The sequence below is a fragment of the Arthrobacter sp. MYb221 genome, assembly GCF_002979835.1.
Taxonomy (GTDB): domain Bacteria; phylum Actinomycetota; class Actinomycetes; order Actinomycetales; family Micrococcaceae; genus Glutamicibacter.
In genome coordinates, this window is sequence record NZ_PCPW01000001.1 from 340,094 (window position 1) to 357,549 (window position 17,456).

15 protein-coding genes and 1 tRNA gene are annotated in these 17,456 nt (G+C 62.0%); 7 read left to right on the forward strand and 9 right to left on the reverse strand.

Annotation, left to right across the window (positions count from 1 at the left end; genetic code table 11):
• Positions 1-46: 46 nt before the first annotated feature.
• The 4 genes from CQ015_RS01645 to CQ015_RS01660 all read right to left on the reverse strand — a co-directional run bounded on the left by CQ015_RS01645 (position 47) and on the right by CQ015_RS01660 (position 2,710).
• Positions 47-1,036: an LLM class flavin-dependent oxidoreductase gene (locus tag CQ015_RS01645; RefSeq protein ID WP_096287007.1), complete on the reverse strand. Its 990-nt coding sequence runs from the start codon at positions 1,034-1,036 to the stop codon at positions 47-49.
• Positions 1,037-1,703: 667 nt separating this feature from the next.
• Positions 1,704-1,779, reverse strand: a tRNA-Val gene (locus tag CQ015_RS01650).
• Between the two features lie 104 nt (positions 1,780-1,883).
• The gene (locus CQ015_RS01655) at positions 1,884-2,336 is read right to left on the reverse strand and encodes a redoxin domain-containing protein (protein WP_105649183.1); all 453 of its coding nucleotides are present in this window, start codon (positions 2,334-2,336) and stop codon (positions 1,884-1,886) included.
• On the reverse strand, positions 2,336-2,710 hold the full coding sequence (locus CQ015_RS01660) for a DUF3052 domain-containing protein (protein ID WP_105649268.1): 375 nt from the start codon (positions 2,708-2,710) through the stop codon (positions 2,336-2,338). Before CQ015_RS01660 ends, CQ015_RS01655 begins: the two co-directional genes overlap by 1 nt.
• Positions 2,711-3,114: 404 nt before the next feature.
• Here CQ015_RS01660 and aceE point away from each other — a divergent pair, with 404 nt between their 5' ends.
• From aceE to CQ015_RS01695, 7 genes are all read left to right on the forward strand, one after another.
• On the forward strand, positions 3,115-5,859 hold the full coding sequence (aceE, locus tag CQ015_RS01665; protein ID WP_096287011.1) for a pyruvate dehydrogenase (acetyl-transferring), homodimeric type: 2,745 nt from the start codon (positions 3,115-3,117) through the stop codon (positions 5,857-5,859).
• A gap of 144 nt (positions 5,860-6,003) precedes the next feature.
• Positions 6,004-7,212, forward strand: coding sequence for a CdaR family transcriptional regulator (locus CQ015_RS01670; RefSeq protein WP_105569130.1), 1,209 nt, complete (start codon positions 6,004-6,006; stop codon positions 7,210-7,212).
• 175 nt (positions 7,213-7,387) lie between these two features.
• The gene (locus tag CQ015_RS01675) at positions 7,388-8,311 is read left to right on the forward strand and encodes an ACP S-malonyltransferase (RefSeq protein WP_105649184.1); all 924 of its coding nucleotides are present in this window, start codon (positions 7,388-7,390) and stop codon (positions 8,309-8,311) included.
• Between the two features lie 23 nt (positions 8,312-8,334).
• Positions 8,335-9,396, forward strand: a complete 1,062-nt coding sequence (locus tag CQ015_RS01680; protein ID WP_096287017.1) for a beta-ketoacyl-ACP synthase III — start codon at positions 8,335-8,337, stop codon at positions 9,394-9,396.
• A gap of 135 nt (positions 9,397-9,531) precedes the next feature.
• The gene (locus tag CQ015_RS01685; protein WP_096287019.1) at positions 9,532-9,777 is read left to right on the forward strand and encodes an acyl carrier protein; all 246 of its coding nucleotides are present in this window, start codon (positions 9,532-9,534) and stop codon (positions 9,775-9,777) included.
• A 117-nt stretch (positions 9,778-9,894) separates the two neighbouring features.
• On the forward strand, positions 9,895-11,136 hold the full coding sequence (locus tag CQ015_RS01690) for a beta-ketoacyl synthase (RefSeq protein WP_105552470.1): 1,242 nt from the start codon (positions 9,895-9,897) through the stop codon (positions 11,134-11,136).
• A gap of 155 nt (positions 11,137-11,291) precedes the next feature.
• Positions 11,292-11,867 (forward strand): dihydrofolate reductase family protein, encoded by a 576-nt coding sequence (locus tag CQ015_RS01695; RefSeq protein ID WP_105569133.1) that lies wholly within the window; start codon positions 11,292-11,294, stop codon positions 11,865-11,867.
• Positions 11,868-11,995: 128 nt separating this feature from the next.
• Here the strand turns inward: CQ015_RS01695 and CQ015_RS01700 are convergent, their stop codons facing one another.
• The 5 genes from CQ015_RS01700 to CQ015_RS01720 form a co-directional block, all read right to left on the reverse strand.
• Entirely contained in the window at positions 11,996-12,499 is a 504-nt protein-coding gene (locus CQ015_RS01700; protein WP_105569134.1) for a DUF3145 domain-containing protein, read from the reverse strand.
• 143 nt (positions 12,500-12,642) lie between these two features.
• Complete coding sequence (locus CQ015_RS01705) at positions 12,643-13,644, reverse strand: tyrosine recombinase XerC (protein WP_105569135.1); 1,002 nt, start codon at positions 13,642-13,644, stop codon at positions 12,643-12,645.
• Positions 13,645-13,649: 5 nt separating this feature from the next.
• Complete coding sequence (dprA, locus tag CQ015_RS01710) at positions 13,650-14,900, reverse strand: DNA-processing protein DprA (RefSeq protein ID WP_105569136.1); 1,251 nt, start codon at positions 14,898-14,900, stop codon at positions 13,650-13,652.
• A gap of 10 nt (positions 14,901-14,910) precedes the next feature.
• A complete protein-coding gene (locus CQ015_RS01715; RefSeq protein ID WP_105649185.1) occupies positions 14,911-16,452 on the reverse strand; it encodes a YifB family Mg chelatase-like AAA ATPase in 1,542 nt (513 codons plus the stop codon).
• Positions 16,449-16,811, reverse strand: coding sequence for a YraN family protein (locus CQ015_RS01720; protein ID WP_105649186.1), 363 nt, complete (start codon positions 16,809-16,811; stop codon positions 16,449-16,451). Before CQ015_RS01720 ends, CQ015_RS01715 begins: the two co-directional genes overlap by 4 nt.
• Between the last annotated feature and the right edge of the window lie 645 nt (positions 16,812-17,456).

Sequence of the window (17,456 nt, forward strand, 5' to 3'; positions counted from 1 at the left end):
CACGGCTCGGTCCAAGCTCACCCAGATTGCGCCACGACTGGAAGCGTTAAAACCAGGCCTGCGCAAGGAGCTGCAGGGAACGATCACGCACAGCTGGATCGAAGGCGTAGGTCGTCGTAATGAGTTCATCCGCACCGGTTCGCTGCACAAACGCATCCAGCTCAGCTTTCACCGTCGAGGCAGCGCCCACCGCCTTGATCTTCAGCATCGGGTTTCTCATGGCGCCGTGGCTTGCCAGCGTCGCTGGGTCCACCGGAGGCTGCAGCTTGCGCGATTGTCCGTGCTGAATATCTTGGAACATCTGCTCTATCACCGTGAATTCTCGCGCCGCTTCCTCATCGGTGTCCGCGACCATCACGTTGATGCCAGCCATCACGTAGGGCTTTTCAATCTGAGCCGTCACCGACTGCGGATTGAATGCCTCTCGGTAGACTTTCAGCGCGTGGTCAACTTGTTCCGGAGCGAAGTGCGAGGCGATCGAAAATGGCAGACCCAACTGACCGGCAATAGAGGCACCATTAACCGTGGAGCCAAGCACCCAAATCGGCACGTTCATGCCGGCTGACACCGCAGAGACGATCGGCATGCTGTGGGCCGTGCCGGTTTCCCCGAACCAGCCCTGCAGGTCATAAATGCTCCGCGCAAACTCTTGCGGATCAGCCGAGGAACGACTGAGCGCCTGCGCGGTCATACCGTCTGTTCCTGGTGCGCGGCCAAGACCCAGATCGATCCGATCACCGTGCATGTTAGCCAAGGTTCCATACTGCTCAGCGACCATCAGCGGAGAGTGGTTGGGCAGCATCACGCCACCAGAGCCCACTCGAATCCTCTCGGTGACCGAGGCCGCCTGCGAGATGAGCAACGCCGTGGCGCTCGAGGCAAGACTTGAGGTGTTGTGATGTTCGGCAAACCACAGCCGATGGTACCCAAGTTCATCTGCCAGCCGGGCGGTCTTCATCGAAGCGGCGATCCCCTCGCGAGCTGTGGAGCCGTCAGAGATGGAGGCAAGATCAAGAATGCTCAACGGAACAGGCAAATCGTTTCCTAATGTTAGAATTTTTGCAGTATTTTCTTCGCAAAACGGAATTTCGTCGCTTTAAGCAGTAACCACGCTGAGCGCATTCCTATTCCAATGCCCTCCGGCTCACAGGCGCTTTCGGCAGCAGGACACCGATCACGATCGCCTTTCCCCGGCATCCGTACCGTCCACGGAGAACAGCCGTCCGCTGAAGATCCTCGTTCTATGAAATCAACACTCTCCGGTGAACCCCGTGCCATTCAAACGATATGCATTACTTTGGGTTGCGCCACGACACCGCAGGACCCTACAAGTCGATTCTGATCAACAACTTGGTCGGGTGTTGATGTCTTTGTGGAACGCCGTGTCTACTTTCGAACCCTGATGACGCACATCGCTGAGGAATTAATCGACAACGTCTAGATGGTTCTTTGGATTGGCAGTCGAGGGATCTTGGGCTTCGTCATCACTTCTGCCGAAGCTCTCGATGATCTACTGCAGGCAATCAAGGGTTAAGTGCCAAAATGGTGTACAGAAGTCACCCAAAACACATGAGCACCAGGACTAACACTGCCAACATATGCTCTACGATCTTGCTGCATGAAAACAGCGACCCACCCTGAGGGGCGAGCCGCTGAATCGTGTTTTCAAAATCGGTTAAATGCCGTTTTGAACTATGAAATTTTGGTGGGCCCTACCGGGATCGAACCGATGACATTCACGGTGTAAACGTGACGCTCTACCAGCTGAGCTAAAGGCCCAAATCTCTATGCTGCCTTGCGTTTATCCAAGCCAACGAGAGATAAATTTACCGGCATTTTCCTCACCGTGCAAATCGAGGGAAGCCGGCGTGCGGCGAGCAACGTCACCGCGACCTCTTGACCGCCTCGAAGTAGCTTTCCAGACTGCGCGGTTCGGTCATCGAGCTGGTCATCACATCTTGCACGACGCCGTCCACCAGATAGAGAGTCAGGCGCGTTGCCACGCCCTTTTCTTCGTCAAAGGCTCCAGCCAGCCGGGCAACCGCCCCATGGGGCCAGAAGTCGGCGAGCAGGTCGAATTCTATGCCCAGGGATTCGGCGTAGGAGCGCAGCGTGAACTTATGGTCCACGGAAATTGCACAGACACGCACCTGCCGTTCGCTGAAAAGTTGGTGGTGTTCTTGGATTTCTGCCAGTTCGGATCCACAGACGCGGGAAAATGCCCACGGATAAAAAACCACCAGCACCCGGCCCGAAGCGAGCTGGGTGCTGGTGATCGTTTCGCCGTACTGATTTTCCAGCGAGAAATCGAACAGGCGTGAACCTGTTTCGATCATTAGTTCTTCTTGCGTGGTGCCAGGCGGATGGCGGACCAATCCTCGGAGACACCCTCGGTAGTAGTTACATGAAGCCCCGCGGTGGGAGCATCCTGTTGAATCTGGGTTGGGGACACATGTCCGGCCCGACCCTGCTTAGGGGTTAGCAGCCAAACAATGCCACCTTCATCAAGGCAATCCAATGAATCCATTAGGGCGTCGACCAAGTCACCATCGCCGTCGCGCCACCAGAAAATGACTGAATCGACTACGTCGTGGTCGTCTTCGGTGAGCAATTCTGAACCGATCAGGTCCTCGATAGCATCGCGAAGATCGAAGTCCACGTCTTCGTCATAGCCCAGTTCCTGAATAAGGTCTTCATCTTTGAAACCCATAATCTTAGCGGGTTCCAGGTTTGCCGATACGGCGTCGCTCACTTCATTTCCTCCTGCTGCTACAAAGCGTTACTAACAACAAAACACTCTTTTGCCGTCCCATTCAAGCGCTAACGACGTAACACGCCGGTAATTCTACCTCGATGCATTGTGACTAACATCATTCTTACACGACCATTGACTACATAGCTCCTGTACTGAGTTGCATATGTCACTCAATAAGTCAGATATAAGCCGTTTTTGGGTCAAAAACGTGTACTTTTCGCTTCCCCATAAGAACTAGAGTATGGGTTGAAACGAGATGCTCACGTCACTCAAGTGTGCCTGTCTCAAAGTCCCAACCCGTTGAACGGTCCAAAACTTAGACCAGATCGACGGAGCCGCAATTCAATCAAGGAGCTTCCGTGGCTGTAGAGGAACACATCTCCCAGATCCGTAGTGGTTTGACTTACCAGCTATCCGATCGGGATCCCGAGGAAACTCAGGAATGGTTGGACTCATTCGACTCGCTCGTCGAGGCGCAGGGCACCGAACGTGCCCAGTTCATCATCCGCTCGCTGCTGCAGCGTGCCGGCGCGAAATCCGTCGGTGTCCCACACGTGACCACCACCGACTACGTGAACACCATTCCGGTGGACCAGGAACCAGAATTCCCGGGCGACGAGTCCGTAGAACGCCGCTTCCGCGCATTCATGCGCTGGAACGCAGCGATCATGGTGCACCGCGGCCAGCACCCTGACATCGGCGTCGGCGGACACATCTCCACCTATGCCGGTGCGGCCACCCTCTACGAGGTCGGCTTCAACCACTTCTTCCGCGGCAAGGACCACGCCGGCGGCGGAGACCAGGTCTTCTTCCAGGGCCACGCCTCCCCGGGCATGTATGCCCGCGCCTTCCTCGAAGGACGACTGGGCGAAGAGGACATGGACGGCTTCCGCCAGGAGAAGTCCAAGGAAGGCCACGCGCTGCCTTCCTACCCGCACCCGCGTTCGATGCCGGACTTCTGGCAGTTCCCAACCGTGTCGATGGGTCTGGGCCCGGCAAACGCCATCTACCAGGCGCAGCTGAACCGCTACATCCACAACCGCGGCATCAAGGACACCTCCGACCAGCACGTCTGGGCCTACCTGGGCGACGGCGAAATGGACGAGCCGGAGTCGCGCGGATTCCTCCAGCTGGCAGCCAACGAAAAGCTGGATAACCTCACCTTCGTGGTCAACTGCAACCTGCAGCGCCTCGACGGTCCGGTGCGCGGCAACGGCAAGATCATGCAGGAACTCGAGGCCTTCTTCCGCGGTGCCGGCTGGAACGTCATCAAGGTCGTCTGGGGCCGCGAGTGGGATGCCCTGCTCGAAGCCGATCCGGACGGTGCACTGGTCGACGTCATGAACCAGACCCCGGATGGCGACTACCAGACCTACAAGGCGGAGTCCGGCGCATTCGTGCGCGAGCACTTCTTCGGCCAGCGTCCGGAGACCAAGGAACTGGTCTCCGAGTACACCGACGACGAGATCTGGAACCTCAAGCGCGGCGGCCACGACTACCACAAGGTCTACGCGGCCTATAAGGCAGCCACCGAGTTCAAGGGCAAGCCAACGGTCATCCTGGCCAAGACCGTGAAGGGCTACGGCCTGGGCACGCACTTCGAGGCGCGCAACGCGACCCACCAGATGAAGAAGCTGACCCTGGAAGACCTCAAGGGCTTCCGCGATCACCTGCGCATCCCGATCACCGACGAGCAGCTCGAAGCCGATCCGTACCTGCCGCCGTACTACCACCCAGGTGTTGACTCCGCGGAGTACAAATACATGATGGAACGCCGTGCGGAACTCGGCGGCGCGGTGCCAACCCGGCGCAAGGAGACCAGCACGCCGATCTCCCTGCCCGGGGACAAGTCCTACGCCTTCGCCAAGCGCGGTTCGGGCAAGCAGCAGGCGGCCACCACCATGGCCTTCGTGCGCCTGCTCAAGGACCTGATGCGCGATAAGGACTTCGGCCACCGCATCGTGCCGATCGTGCCCGATGAGTCGCGCACCTTCGGCATGGACTCCTTCTTCCCGACCGCCAAGATCTACAACCCGGCCGGGCAGAACTACCTGTCGGTGGACCGCGATCTGGTGCTGGCCTACAAGGAATCCCCTGCCGGACAGCTGATCCACCCGGGCATCAACGAGGCCGGCGCAGTCGCGGCCTTCACCGCCGCGGGCACCAGCTACTCCACGCACGACGCGCCGCTGATCCCGATCTACGTGTTCTACTCGATGTTCGGTTTCCAGCGCACCGGCGACGCCTTCTGGGCGGCCGCGGACCAGATGACCCGTGGCTTCATCATCGGCGCCACCGCAGGGCGCACCACGCTGACCGGCGAGGGCCTGCAGCACGCCGACGGCCACTCGCCGCTGCTTGCCGCAACCAACCCGGCAGTGGTCACCTACGATCCGGCCTTCGGCTACGAGATCGGGCACATCATGCGCTCGGGCCTGGACCGGATGTACGGCGGGAAGCACGAAGATCCAAACGTGATGTACTACCTCACCGTGTACAACGAGCCGATCTCCCAGCCTGCCGAGCCGGAGAATGTGGACGTCGAGGGCATCGTCAAGGGCATCTACCTGCTGAAGGAAGCGACCACCGACGGGCCGCGCGCCCAGCTGCTGGCCTCCGGCGTGGCGCTTGCCTGGGCCGTGGAAGCCCAGCAGATCCTCGCCGATGAGTGGGGTGTCTCGGCCGATGTCTGGTCGGTGACCTCCTGGAACGAGTTGGCGCGCGACGGCCAGATCGCCGACGACAAGGTGCTCACCGATCCGGCTTCGGCCCGTCCGGTGCCGTTTGTGACCTCGAAGCTCGAGTCCACCACCGGTCCGGTCATCGCCACCACCGACTACATGCGTGCGGTGCCGGAGCAGATCCGCCCCTACGTCCCTGGTGAATTCCACACCCTGGGCGCGGACGGCTTCGGCTTCTCCGACACCCGTGCCGCGGCGCGTCGTTTCTTCAAGATCGACTCGCACACCCTGGTGGTCAAGACCCTGGCCTCGCTGGCAGAACGCGGCGAGATCCCGGCGGACACCGCGGTGAAGGCGCACGCCAAGTACGATCTGAACAACCCGAACGCCGGAACCTCCGGCAACGCGGGCGGCGACTCCTAGCCTCGAGCTAGGCCAAGCCGAAGCGGCAAGGGCACGAAGGCAGTTCAACTGCCTTCGTGCCCTTGCGGTTATTAACCTCATATTCGCTTCGCGGCGGGGCAAACCTACGAGCGAGTACCGGAAAACTTCCGTATGCTGTGAATTATGAGTCCTCAGGTCGAACCCACATCGAGCGTGCGCTCGCGCGCCGTGCGTTTGCCCAAACCGACGCCGGAAACCATCCGCCGGCTCAAGAGCCACCTCGGGGTGCTTTCCACCACGGCGCTGAAATACCTGGACCAATCCCTGCCCTGGTACCGCTCGCTGGAACCGGCCGAACGCGCCGCCCTCGGGCTGGTCGCGCAGAAGGGCATCTCCACCTTCGTCTCCTGGTACGAGGAACCCGAATCCACCCCGGCCTGGGTGATGAACGACGTCTTCGGCGCCGCCCCCACCGAGCTGACCCGCTCCATCTCGCTGCAGAAAGCGCTGGCGCTGTTGCGCACCATCGTGGAGGTCGTCGAATCCCAGGTGCCAGATATCGCCGCGGAGAACGAACAGGCCCAGCTGCGCGAAGCGGTACTGCGCTACTCGCGTGAGGTCGCCTTCGCCGCCGCCGACGTATACGCCCGGGCCGCCGAAACCCGCGGCGCCTGGGACTCGCGGCTCGAAGCCCACGTGGTGGACGCGGTGCTGCACGGTGAATCCCAGGATTCGCTCTCCTCGCGCATCGCGGCCATCGGCTGGAAGTCGCAGAAGAACATCCGCATCATGGTAGGCACCACCCCGGGCTCGAACTCGGTGACCTTCGTCGCCGCGCTGCGCCGGATGGCGCTGCGCTATTCCAGCGACTCGCTGGTGGGAGTGCTCGGCGAGCGGGCGATCCTGATGCTCTCGGATACCAAATTCGAGGAAGCCGACCTCTCGCGCTTTGCCAGGTTCTTCGGACCCGGACCGATCGTCTACTCTCCGATGGCAGCCACGGTCAAGGATATGCACACCGCTGCCAGCGCCGCGGTGGCCGGCTATGCCGCGGCCAAAGCCTGGCCGCAGGCGCCCGCGCCGGTGGGCGCCGACGACCTGTGGCCCGAGCGCGTCTTCAACGGCGACCAGATGGCGCGGACCGCGCTGATCGAGCGCGTCTACCTGCCCCTGCTGCATGCGGGCAACGGCCTGCTCGAAACGCTCTCCAGCTATCTTTCCCTGGGGCACTCCTTGGAGGGGACCGCCCGGGCGCTGTTCGTGCACGCGAACACCGTGCGCTATCGGCTCAAGCGCGTCTCCGAGGTGACCGGCTGGGATCCGCTGGTGCCCCGCGACGCATTTGTGCTGCAAACCGCGCTGGTGGTCGGCCGGCTTGCCGAGGCGAACTAGCCGCACCCCGGTTTTTATGGAGACCGCACAGTTCAACCGGCGCAACACAAGCGCATTACATGGGTTTTCGTGCTCGGCGTACGATAAGCTTTTGTAGAGTTCCTACAAAGAGCCACCACGAGCTTGGTACCGAAATACCGCGCGTGAAGCCGCAACTATTTGGAAAGCTGTAAGAGTGCTAGCAATCGTTTGCCCCGGACAGGGCTCCCAGACCCCAGGTTTCCTCACCGACTGGCTCGAAGTGGATGGCGTTCGCGACCATCTGTCGGCCCTGAGCGAGATCACCGGACGCGATCTCATCGCCCACGGCACCGTCTCGGATGAAGAGACCATCAAGGACACCGCCGTCGCCCAACCGCTGATCGTCGCCGCCGGGCTGGTGACCGCGCGTGCCCTGTTCGGTGCGCAGCTGCCCGCCGGTGCCGTCCTCGCCGGACACTCGGTCGGCGAAATCACCGCCTCGGCCCTGGCCGGCGCGCTGGGCGAAAACGATGCAATGAGCTTCGTGCGCACCCGCGCCAACGCGATGGCCGAAGCCGCAGCCGCCACCCCTACCGGCATGGCAGCGGTGCTCGGCGGTGGCCCCGATGAGGTGCTCGCCAAGCTTGAAGAGCTGGGACTGACCCCGGCCAACGCCAATGGCGGCGGGCAGACCGTCGCCGCCGGCACCCTGGAGCAGCTGGAAACGCTGGTGGCCAACCCGCCGGCGAAGGCCCGCGTGATCCCTTTGAAGGTCGCCGGCGCATTCCACACCAGTCACATGGCCCCCGCGGTGGGCGTGCTCGAAGAACTGTCGAAAACGCTGGCCCCGCAGGCCCCGGCTCAGCTGCTGCTCTCGAACTTCGATGGCGCCCCGGTGGCCAACGGCGAGGCGAACCTCGGCTCGCTGGTAGCCCAGGTCTCTCGCCCGGTCCGCTGGGATCTGTGCATGGAGACCCTCGCGGCCCGGGGCGTCACCGGACTGCTGGAGCTCTCCCCCGCAGGCACATTGGTGGGCCTGGCCCGCCGCGGACTGAAGGGCGTGAAAACCCTCGCGCTGAAAACTCCCGAAGACCTGGGCGCGGCCCGCGACTTCGTCGCCGAGCACACCGCCAACTAGTAGACGGGCAGCTTTCCGCAATCATGAGCGTGCAACTGAAAACTCCGGCCACCAACGCCTACAGCCGCATCCTGGGCACCGGATCCTTCCGCCCGGATGTCGTGGTGACCAACGACGACATCTGCCAATGGATCGACTCCTCGGACGAGTGGATCCGTCAGCGCACCGGCATCATCACCCGCCACCGCGCGGATGCGAACACCTCGGTGCTGGATATGGCCGAAGCCGCCTCCCGCCGCGCTTTGGAGGACGCCGGAATTACCGCCGAGCAGCTGGATACGGTCATCGTCGCCACGGTGACCTTCCCGCATGCCACCCCGTCGGCCGCCTCCGCGCTGACCGAACGCTTGGGCGCTACCCCGGCCCCGGCCTATGACATTTCTGCCGCCTGCGCCGGCTACTGCTATGCGGTGGCCCAGGCCGACGCGCTGGTGCGTGCCGGGCTGGCCCAGCACGTGCTGGTGGTGGGCGTGGAGAAGCTCTCGGATTACATCGACAATTCCGAACGCACCATCTCGTTCCTGCTCGGCGACGGCGCGGGCGCCGTGGTCATCGGCGCCTCCGAGGTTCCGGGGATCTCCCCGTCGGTGTGGGGTTCGGACGGTTCGAAGTGGAATGCGATCAGCATGACCCACTCGCAGCTGGCATTGCGCGAATCGGTGCTCGGCAGCGAAAACGAGCTGCTGGAAAGCGCCGTGGACGAACCGCTGGAGGAACACGCCAACCCGTGGCCGACGCTGCGCCAGGACGGCCAGACGGTCTTCCGCTGGGCGGTGTGGGAAATGGCGAAGATGGCCCGCAAGGCCTTGCACGAGGCCGGGATCGAAGCCGAGGATCTGGCCGCGTTCATCCCGCATCAGGCGAATATGCGCATCATCGACGAGATGGTCAAGCAGCTGAAACTTCCCGAATCGGTGGTGGTGGCCCGCGATATCGCCGAAAACGGCAATACCTCCGCCGCCTCGATTCCGATGGCCATGGACCGCATGCGCCGCGAGCACCCTGAGGTTTCGGGCAAGCTCGCCTTGCAGATTGGTTTCGGCGCCGGGCTTGTCTTCGGCGCTCAGGTAGTACTCCTGCCCTAAGCTTTAACCCGAAGGCGAACACCGCCTGGTGGGAACCAGTAAAATTTTCACTAAGCCGGACAGTGCCCCGCACGGGGAACTGCGCCACACACAATGACCGGAATATTCCGGCACTACGAGAAAAGGAGCCACCTGATGGCTAGCAACGAAGAAATCCTGGCGGGCCTCGCCGAAATCGTGAACGCCGAGACCGGCCTGGACGTTGCCGACGTGCAGCTGGACAAGTCCTTCACCGAAGACCTGGACATCGACTCGATCTCGATGATGACCATCGTCGTTGAGGCAGAGGACAAGTTCGAGGTCAAGATCCCGGACGAGGAAGTCAAGAACCTGAAGACCGTTGGCGACGCAGTGAGCTTCATCGCTGCCGCACAGGCCTAAGCATTATCGCCCACCCGTAGCGGTGCGGCAATCCGTCGTGCGGGAAAGCCGCACGCACGGGCCGGTACGTGAAGCCGGCCCCCAATATTTTTACACCGCCCAGTAGAGAGTTTGATGATGGCGCGCAAAGTAGTGATCACCGGTCTCGGAGCCACAACCCCCATCGGTGGGGACGTCCCCACCCTTTGGGAGAACGCCCTCAAGGGCGTCTCCGGCGCCGCCACCCTGACCGATTCCTGGGTGGAGGAATACAACCTGCCCGTCACCTTCGCAGCGCGCGCCTCGGTCCCGGCCACCGATGTGCTTTCCCGCGTGGAAGCCAAGCGCATGGACCCTTCCACCCAGTTCGCCGTGGTTGCCTCGCGCGAAGCGTGGAAGGACTCGGGGATCGAAGAATTCGACCGCAATAAGCTGGCCGTCGCCTTCGCCACCGGCATCGGCGGGGTCTGGACCCTGCTGGACGCTTGGGACACCCTGCGCGAAAAAGGCCCACGCCGCGTGCTGCCGATGACCGTGCCGATGCTCATGCCAAACGGCCCGGCAGCTGCCGTGTCGCTGGACTTGGGTGCCGAAGCCGGCGCGCACACTCCGGTCTCCGCTTGCGCTTCGGGCACCGAGGCCATGCATGTGGGACTGGAACTGATCCGCTCGGGCAAGGCCGATATCGTCATGGTCGGCGGTGCGGAAGCCGCGATCCACCCGATGCCGATCGCCGCTTTCTCCTCAATGCAGGCGCTTTCGCGCAGCAACGACAACCCGCAGGGTGCCTCGCGCCCCTACGACATCGACCGCAATGGCTTTGTGATGGGCGAAGGCGCCGGAGCGCTGGTGCTGGAGGCCGAAGAACATGCGCTGGCACGTGGCGCGCGCATCTACGCCGAACTGGCCGGTACCTCGGTCACCTCCGACGCGCACCATATCACCGCGCCGGACCCTCAGGGCCTGGGCGCGACTCGTGCGCTGAAGGCGGCCATGTTCGATGGCCTCATCCAGCCCGAGGACGTCGTCCACGTCAACGCCCATGCAACCTCCACCCCGGTCGGCGACAAGCCGGAATACACCGCGCTGAAGGCCGCTCTGGGAGATCACCTGGACGATGTCTGGGTCTCGGCCACCAAGTCGCAGATGGGCCACCTGCTCGGCGCCTCCGGTGCCGTCGAGTCGGTGCTGACCACCTTGGCCATCTACAACCGCAAGGCTCCGGTCACGATCAACCTGGACAACCAGGATCCGGAGATCCCGTTGAAGGTCGTCACCGGCGAGCCTGCGCTGCTTCCGGCAGAAGGCAGCATCGTGGCGCTGAACAATTCCTTCGGTTTCGGCGGGCATAACGCCGTGGTGGCAATCCGCAGCGTCTAGCGACCGCTTGATTCGATGGCGGGGTGCCTCTAGTTCTCTAGAGGCACCCCGCCATCGGTGCTTTAACCACCGGTTGGCGGGGCAAAACTATTGTTCACCGCCCCCAGCGTTGTTAGGCTCGGCGGTATCGGCAACCTAGGGAGAAGGGAACTGCCATGCGCAAGCTCATCGCGACAGCGTTTGTTTCGGCGGACGGGGTCATGGAGGCCCCGGGCGGCGAACCGGGGTACCGGAACACCGGGTGGACCATGTCCAGCGTCGATTTTGATCCCGCGGCCTATGAGCTGAAGGGAGCCGAACAAGATGAAGCCGAAGCCATGCTGCTGGGCCGAGTCAGCTACCAATCCTTCAGCGCCGTCTGGCCGGATTTGACCGAGGATTTCCCGAAGTACAACGCGATGCCTAAATACGTGGTCTCCACGACACTGCACGATCATGATCTGGTGGACAACTGGGGCCAGACGCAGATCTTGCGATCTGCCGCCGAGGTGGCGCGGCTCCGTGCCGGCGATGGTGGACCGCTGATCGTGCACGGGTCCGCGACCTTGCTTCATTCCCTGCAGGAGCACCAGCTGGTCGACCGGTACCACCTGTTGGTGTTCCCCGTGCTGCTCGGCGCGGGCAAGCGGCTGTTCAGCGAGGCTTCGTTGCCGGCGCAGAAAATGGCGCTCATCGATTCGGCCGTGTATTCCAATGGCATCCAGAAGAACGTATACGACGTGGTGCGCTAACGAACGGCCAGCGGCAAACGGGACCCCGATTCACATCGGGGTCCCGTTTTATTGCGGTAACACCCCGCACCACCGGGGATTTACTCGGGAAGACGCAGTCGGTCTCCCGGAGACTTATTAACCAGTTGTTAAACCACCTGGTTGAGCCATCGAACAGGGATATCTTCACCTGCATGGCGGAAAGGTTCAAGTTCTTCGTCCCAGGCTTCGCCGAGGGCAATGGACATCTCTTGGAAGAAGACCGCCGCGTTCCCGTCGCCCTTTTCGTAGGCCCAACGGATGCGCTCTTCGCCGACCATGATATTGCCCGAGACGTCGACGGTTGCATGGAAGATCCCCAGATCCGGGGTGAAAGACCAGCGGCTGCCATCGCAGCCTTCACTTGGTTCTTCGGTGATTTCGAATCGCAGATGCTGCCAACCACGCATGGAAGAGGCGAGAGTCGCCCCGGTGCCCTGCGGCCCGGTCCAGCTAATTTCGGCGCGACGAAGTCCAGGCGCTACGTGCTGGTCGCTCCAGTCCATCTTGACCGGTCCACCCAGCACCGCCTCTATGGCCCACTCAAGATGTGGGCATAACGCGGCAGAGGCCGAGTGAATAAAGATCACGCCTCTGGTCATCGGTGCAGACATGCCATCCTCCGTTACGATGTTGATCGTCTTCCCCTACGTCAACTTCGTCGAAGTGCACTTCCTACCGACAAGTACCATTTTGCCCGAACTGTCGAGCTTTCGCCAGCTGTACCTGGAACTTCTCTTAGATTTCACCCAAATCATCAGGCACGCGGGTGCGCTTGGCGGTAACTCTGCCGCAGTCGCTCCACCGAAACGTGGGTATATAGCTGCGTGGTTGCCAAGGATGAGTGTCCCAGGAACTCTTGCACGGCACGCAGATCTGCTCCGCCGTCGAGCAAATGCGTTGCCACGGTGTGCCGCAGCGCGTGCGGACCGCTCGCCGAGGTGTCCCCCAACGATTCAAGTGCCTGTGCGATTACCTGGCGAGCCTGGCGGACATTGAGCCTGGCCCCGCGGGCCCCGACCAGCAAGGCGCCTTCCGCTTCGGGCAGTGCCACGACGCGACGGTGGTTTTTCAGCCAAGGTTCGATGACGCGCTCTGCAGGCTTGCCGAAGGGGACCACGCGTTCCTTATTGCCCTTACCCATCACGCGCAAGGTGCGCCGCTCAAAATCAATGTCTGCGATATCCAAGGACACCAGCTCGCTAATGCGCAGCCCCGAGGCGTAGAGCAGCTCCGCGATCACCCGATCGCGGGCTGAGATGGCCTGGCGTTTTTGTTCCGCCTGCCTCTCGGACTTGGTCTTCGGGATATCGGAAGATTCAACGGGCGGCTCGGCTGCCGGTCGGGAGAGCAACCGGTCGATCTGCCCGGACTGCAATACATGCGGCAGGCGCTGTTCCTTCTTCGGTGCCACCAATCGAAGCGCCGGATCCTTGGCGACAATTTTGTGCTTGAGCGCCCATGCAAAGAAATTCTTCACCGACGAGATACGCCGGGCGATGGTGGTGCGGGAAATTTGGGCCTCGTGCAGCTCCGCCAGCCAATCGCGGAGCATTTCCACACTCACCTCGTTCAGCTGCCGGACCATGCACCTTCCGGCCAGATGGCCAGCCACGAGGCGCAGGTCAATGCCGTAGGCACGCAAGGTATTCTCGCTCCGGCCGCGTTCCAGGCGAAGATAATCCAGATAGTCGGCGATTGGCTCGGCAATGGCCGCCGGGATCTGTATAGGTGCGGGGTGGGCAGGTTCGGGCTTCATCTCCTTCAATTTACCGCGTTCTTCGCCGAAACGGATCCGCGGCGCACCAACCGCCAGCGCGCCCCATTGGACTCGACCTTCCCGAGCCGTTCCAAGGCACTCAGCGCACGCAGGGTGTCCAGAATCGGAATGCCGCTCAGAGCCGAAATTTCATCCGGCACGTTTCCCTGCACGAAATTCATCACGTCGTAGATCATCGACTGCGGCCTGCTCAGCCCGTCGGTGGGCCGTGCGTCCTGGGCATCCACGGTTTCTGGCGCCGGTGGAATTGGTTCGGCTGGCACACCGATCAGCTCCAGCACATCTGCCGCGCTGGTTACCAGGGCTGCGGTACCGGCGGCGAGCAGCCGGTGGGTGCCGGCCGAGTTTGGTGAATAAACACTGCCCGGAACCGCGGCGACATCTCGCCCAAGATCCACCGCATGACTCGCGGTGTTCAGAGCCCCGGACCGGTGCCGAGCCTCCGTAACCAGCGTAAGCCTGCTGATCGCGGCGATTAATCTGTTGCGATTGAGGAATCTGAAGCGAGTGGGCGCGGTCCCCGGAGGCACCTCGGAGAGCAGCAACCCGGTGTCGATGATCTGCCCGAGCAACGTCTCGTTTCCCGCCGGATAGGGCCTATCCGCTCCCCCGGCCAGAATCGTGATCGTCGGATAGCTTGGCGCCTCCAGATCCGTGACCGAGAGCGCCGCTCGGTGGGCGCTGGCGTCGATTCCGTAGGCGCCACCCGAGACAATGGTAAATCCGCGCAGGGCCAATTTGCGTGCCAGCTCGGAGGTGATCTGGTGTCCATAGTCGCTGGAGTCTCGCGAGCCGACAATCGAAATGCAGCGCTGCGCCTCCTGCACGGCCAGCAGCTGCGGACGTCTGGTGCGCCACCATAGGCACAGTGGCTTGCCCAGACCGAGCTCATCGAGCTGGTCCGGCCAGGCTGCATCGGTCGGGGTGAGTAATCCGCCGTTAAGCGCAGAGATGCGGTCGAGTGCGTCCAACGGGTTGCTGAAGCCCAGGCGTTTGCGCCAGCGGGTGAGCGCCACCGGCAGGCTCATCGTCCGGCTTCCCGAAGCACCCTGCCCCAGCACCTCGGCCAAGGCAGTTGCCAGCCCGCCAGGTACATGGTCTTCGCGGCGAATGAGCCGCACGAGTTCGGCCGGGCTCATCAGTTGCAGCAGTCCATTGCAGGCGTAGTCGTTCGGCTCAATCAGCGTGTTGAGTTCTGCGAGGCACAACTGCTCGGGAGTGTAGGAACAATGCATGACCGATCTCCTATCGGGGCTCGAGGTTTTGCCGAAAATGCAGCGCAGCGTCCAGATCGTCCACCGTCGGCTCTTGGTGTTCTTGCTGGTCGGCTATGGTCCACGCGACACGCAGCATGCGGTCCATGCCGCGGGCCGAAAGATCCGCCCGCTCCGAGATGCGTTCCAGCGCCCGCCGAGTGTGCTGCGGGTAGTGAAGTTCTCGGCGCAAGACCTTGGCCGATAGGCGTGCGTTGCAATTCAGTCCCCAAGGCTTGAGTCTTTCGGTGGCCCGCGCACGGGCTTGCAGAACTCGCTCGCGGACCTGCGCACTGGCCTCGCCGGCATCCCGCCCCAGTAGTTGCTGGCCGGTGACCGCGTTCATGCGAACCTGGAGGTCGATGCGGTCCAGCAGCGGTCCCGATAGCTTGGAGAAGTAGCGCCGCCTGGCGTTGGGGGTGCAGGTGCACGCGGTGCCGGTTCCAAAGTTGCGTCCGCAAGGACACGGGTTGGCGGCCAAGATCAGTTGGAAACGCGCAGGCAATTGTTGATGTCCGCTGGCTCGGGCAAGGTTGATCCGCCCTTCCTCGACCGGTTGACGGAGCGCATCGAGCACACCGGCTTGAAATTCTGTGGCTTCGTCGAGGAACAATATTCCGGCATGGGCCCGGGTGATCGCACCGGGGCGGATGGCTCTGCTTCCGCCGCCGAGCAATGCCGACGCCGAGGCGGTATGGTGTGGCGCGACGAAGGGTGGTGTCCGTTGAAGTTGATTGATGCCGCCTTGCCCGCCGCGGGTAATCGAATGGATCGCCGTCGCTTCGAGCGAGTCGGGGTCATCGAGCGGTGGGAGGATACCCGGCAGGCAGCGCGCCAGCATCGTCTTGCCCGCTCCGGCCGGTCCCACCATGATCAGATGGTGACCGCCCGCAGCCGCGATTTCCAGGGCCAGCTTGGCTTCGAACTGACCGTTAACCAGGCAAAGGTCCTGGGGCGGATCATCGGCCACGGGCGCTTGTTCGGTTGGTTGGCGCCGATGCCGAAGGTAGGTGCGAATACTTTCCACCGGTGCCCCGCAAAGTTCGAGCACTTCCCCGAGGTGCTCCGCCCCGGTGACCCGCACGCCGGGGACGAGTGCCGCTTCCTGGGCGTTGGCCGCGCTGACCACCACATGCGTGTAGCCGGCGCCGAGCGCAAAGCGTACGGTGGGGAGCACCCCGGCCACCGGGCGCAAGGTGCCGTCGAGGGCCAACTCGGCTACGAAGATCGTCCGCACAGGGACGGACAACTGGTTGTCCGCGGCCAAGGCCGCGATGACGATCGCCAAGTCGAAGCCCGAGCCGAATTTCGGCAGCGTGGCTGGGCTGAGATTCACCGTGAGTTTCCGATTAGCCAAGGGAATTCCGCTGTTTCGGGCGGCGGCCTTGATCCGTTCGCGGGCCTCATTCAGCGAGGCATCCGGTAGGCCGAGAATCAGGAAGCCGGGAATGCCGTTGCCAAGGTCCGCTTCCACATCGATCAGCGCCGGTTGCACTCCGTGCAGGGCGACCGCACAGGTGCGCGCCACGCTCACGCCCTCACCTTCTCATGATGTTCGCAGCTGAACCCTGCGGCCTTGGGGTAGACCTCGACGATGTCGATACGCAAGATTCCGATGTAGCGTTGGCGGGCTTGACCCCATTGGATCAGCAACCGCTGCAGGCGCCGATACTTCCTCGGAGTAATCGCTTCGAACCCGGTGCCATAGCGTACCGAACTCCGGGTTTTCACCTCGATCGCAAGGACAAACCCGTCGGCGTCTGCCGCCACTAGATCGAGCTCCCCGGATTTGCAGCGCCAATTGCGATCCAGGATCGTATAGCCCTGTGCGGTGAGGTAATCGGCGGCGGCTTGTTCGCCCTGTGCGCCGAGAACTTGGTGTTTGTTTTTCATGACGAAGCTTTCATATAGGTCTCATGACTTGTCATTCAGCATGCGGGCGCACGGGTTCAGCGCTTGGAGCCTGGCTGCCAGTTGTGGACAATCGGTGAATTCAGGCAACTTCGATCACCGGATTTCCCGCCCCGCGAACCGATCTGCCTGTTAGATCTGTTTCTCACTGACGGCAATATCCGACTGCGGCCGCGGCAGGCAGCAATGGACCGCGCCACTTCTGGGGTCCTCGCAACGTGGTGAAACGACACCATGATGGTGCGCAACTTTCATGGAATAGCAACCAACCAGGGAATTCTTGATCATCGCATTCCCTCAGGACTCTCCATCGATACAAAACTCGCCCACGGGATTTAACGCCCGTACATGTATCTATAAAACATTCCTACTCACCACCGCTCTTACTGATATTTGATAAATTCTCCCATCCAATTTCGGTCGCTCGACCGCGAAAAATTGGGCACTTGAAATACGTGCTCCCCAGAAACTTCGTTCCCCGAAATAGCCCTCATGAAAGCTCCAAATCCACATGAACCAATTCTTCAAATTCGCAAGATTTCAATTGACCCAGGGCAAGGTGAGCCTGACCCGCGAAGGTGGGATACCGCTTGATTCGGGCACTGCTCGAACCACAGCATCCAGACT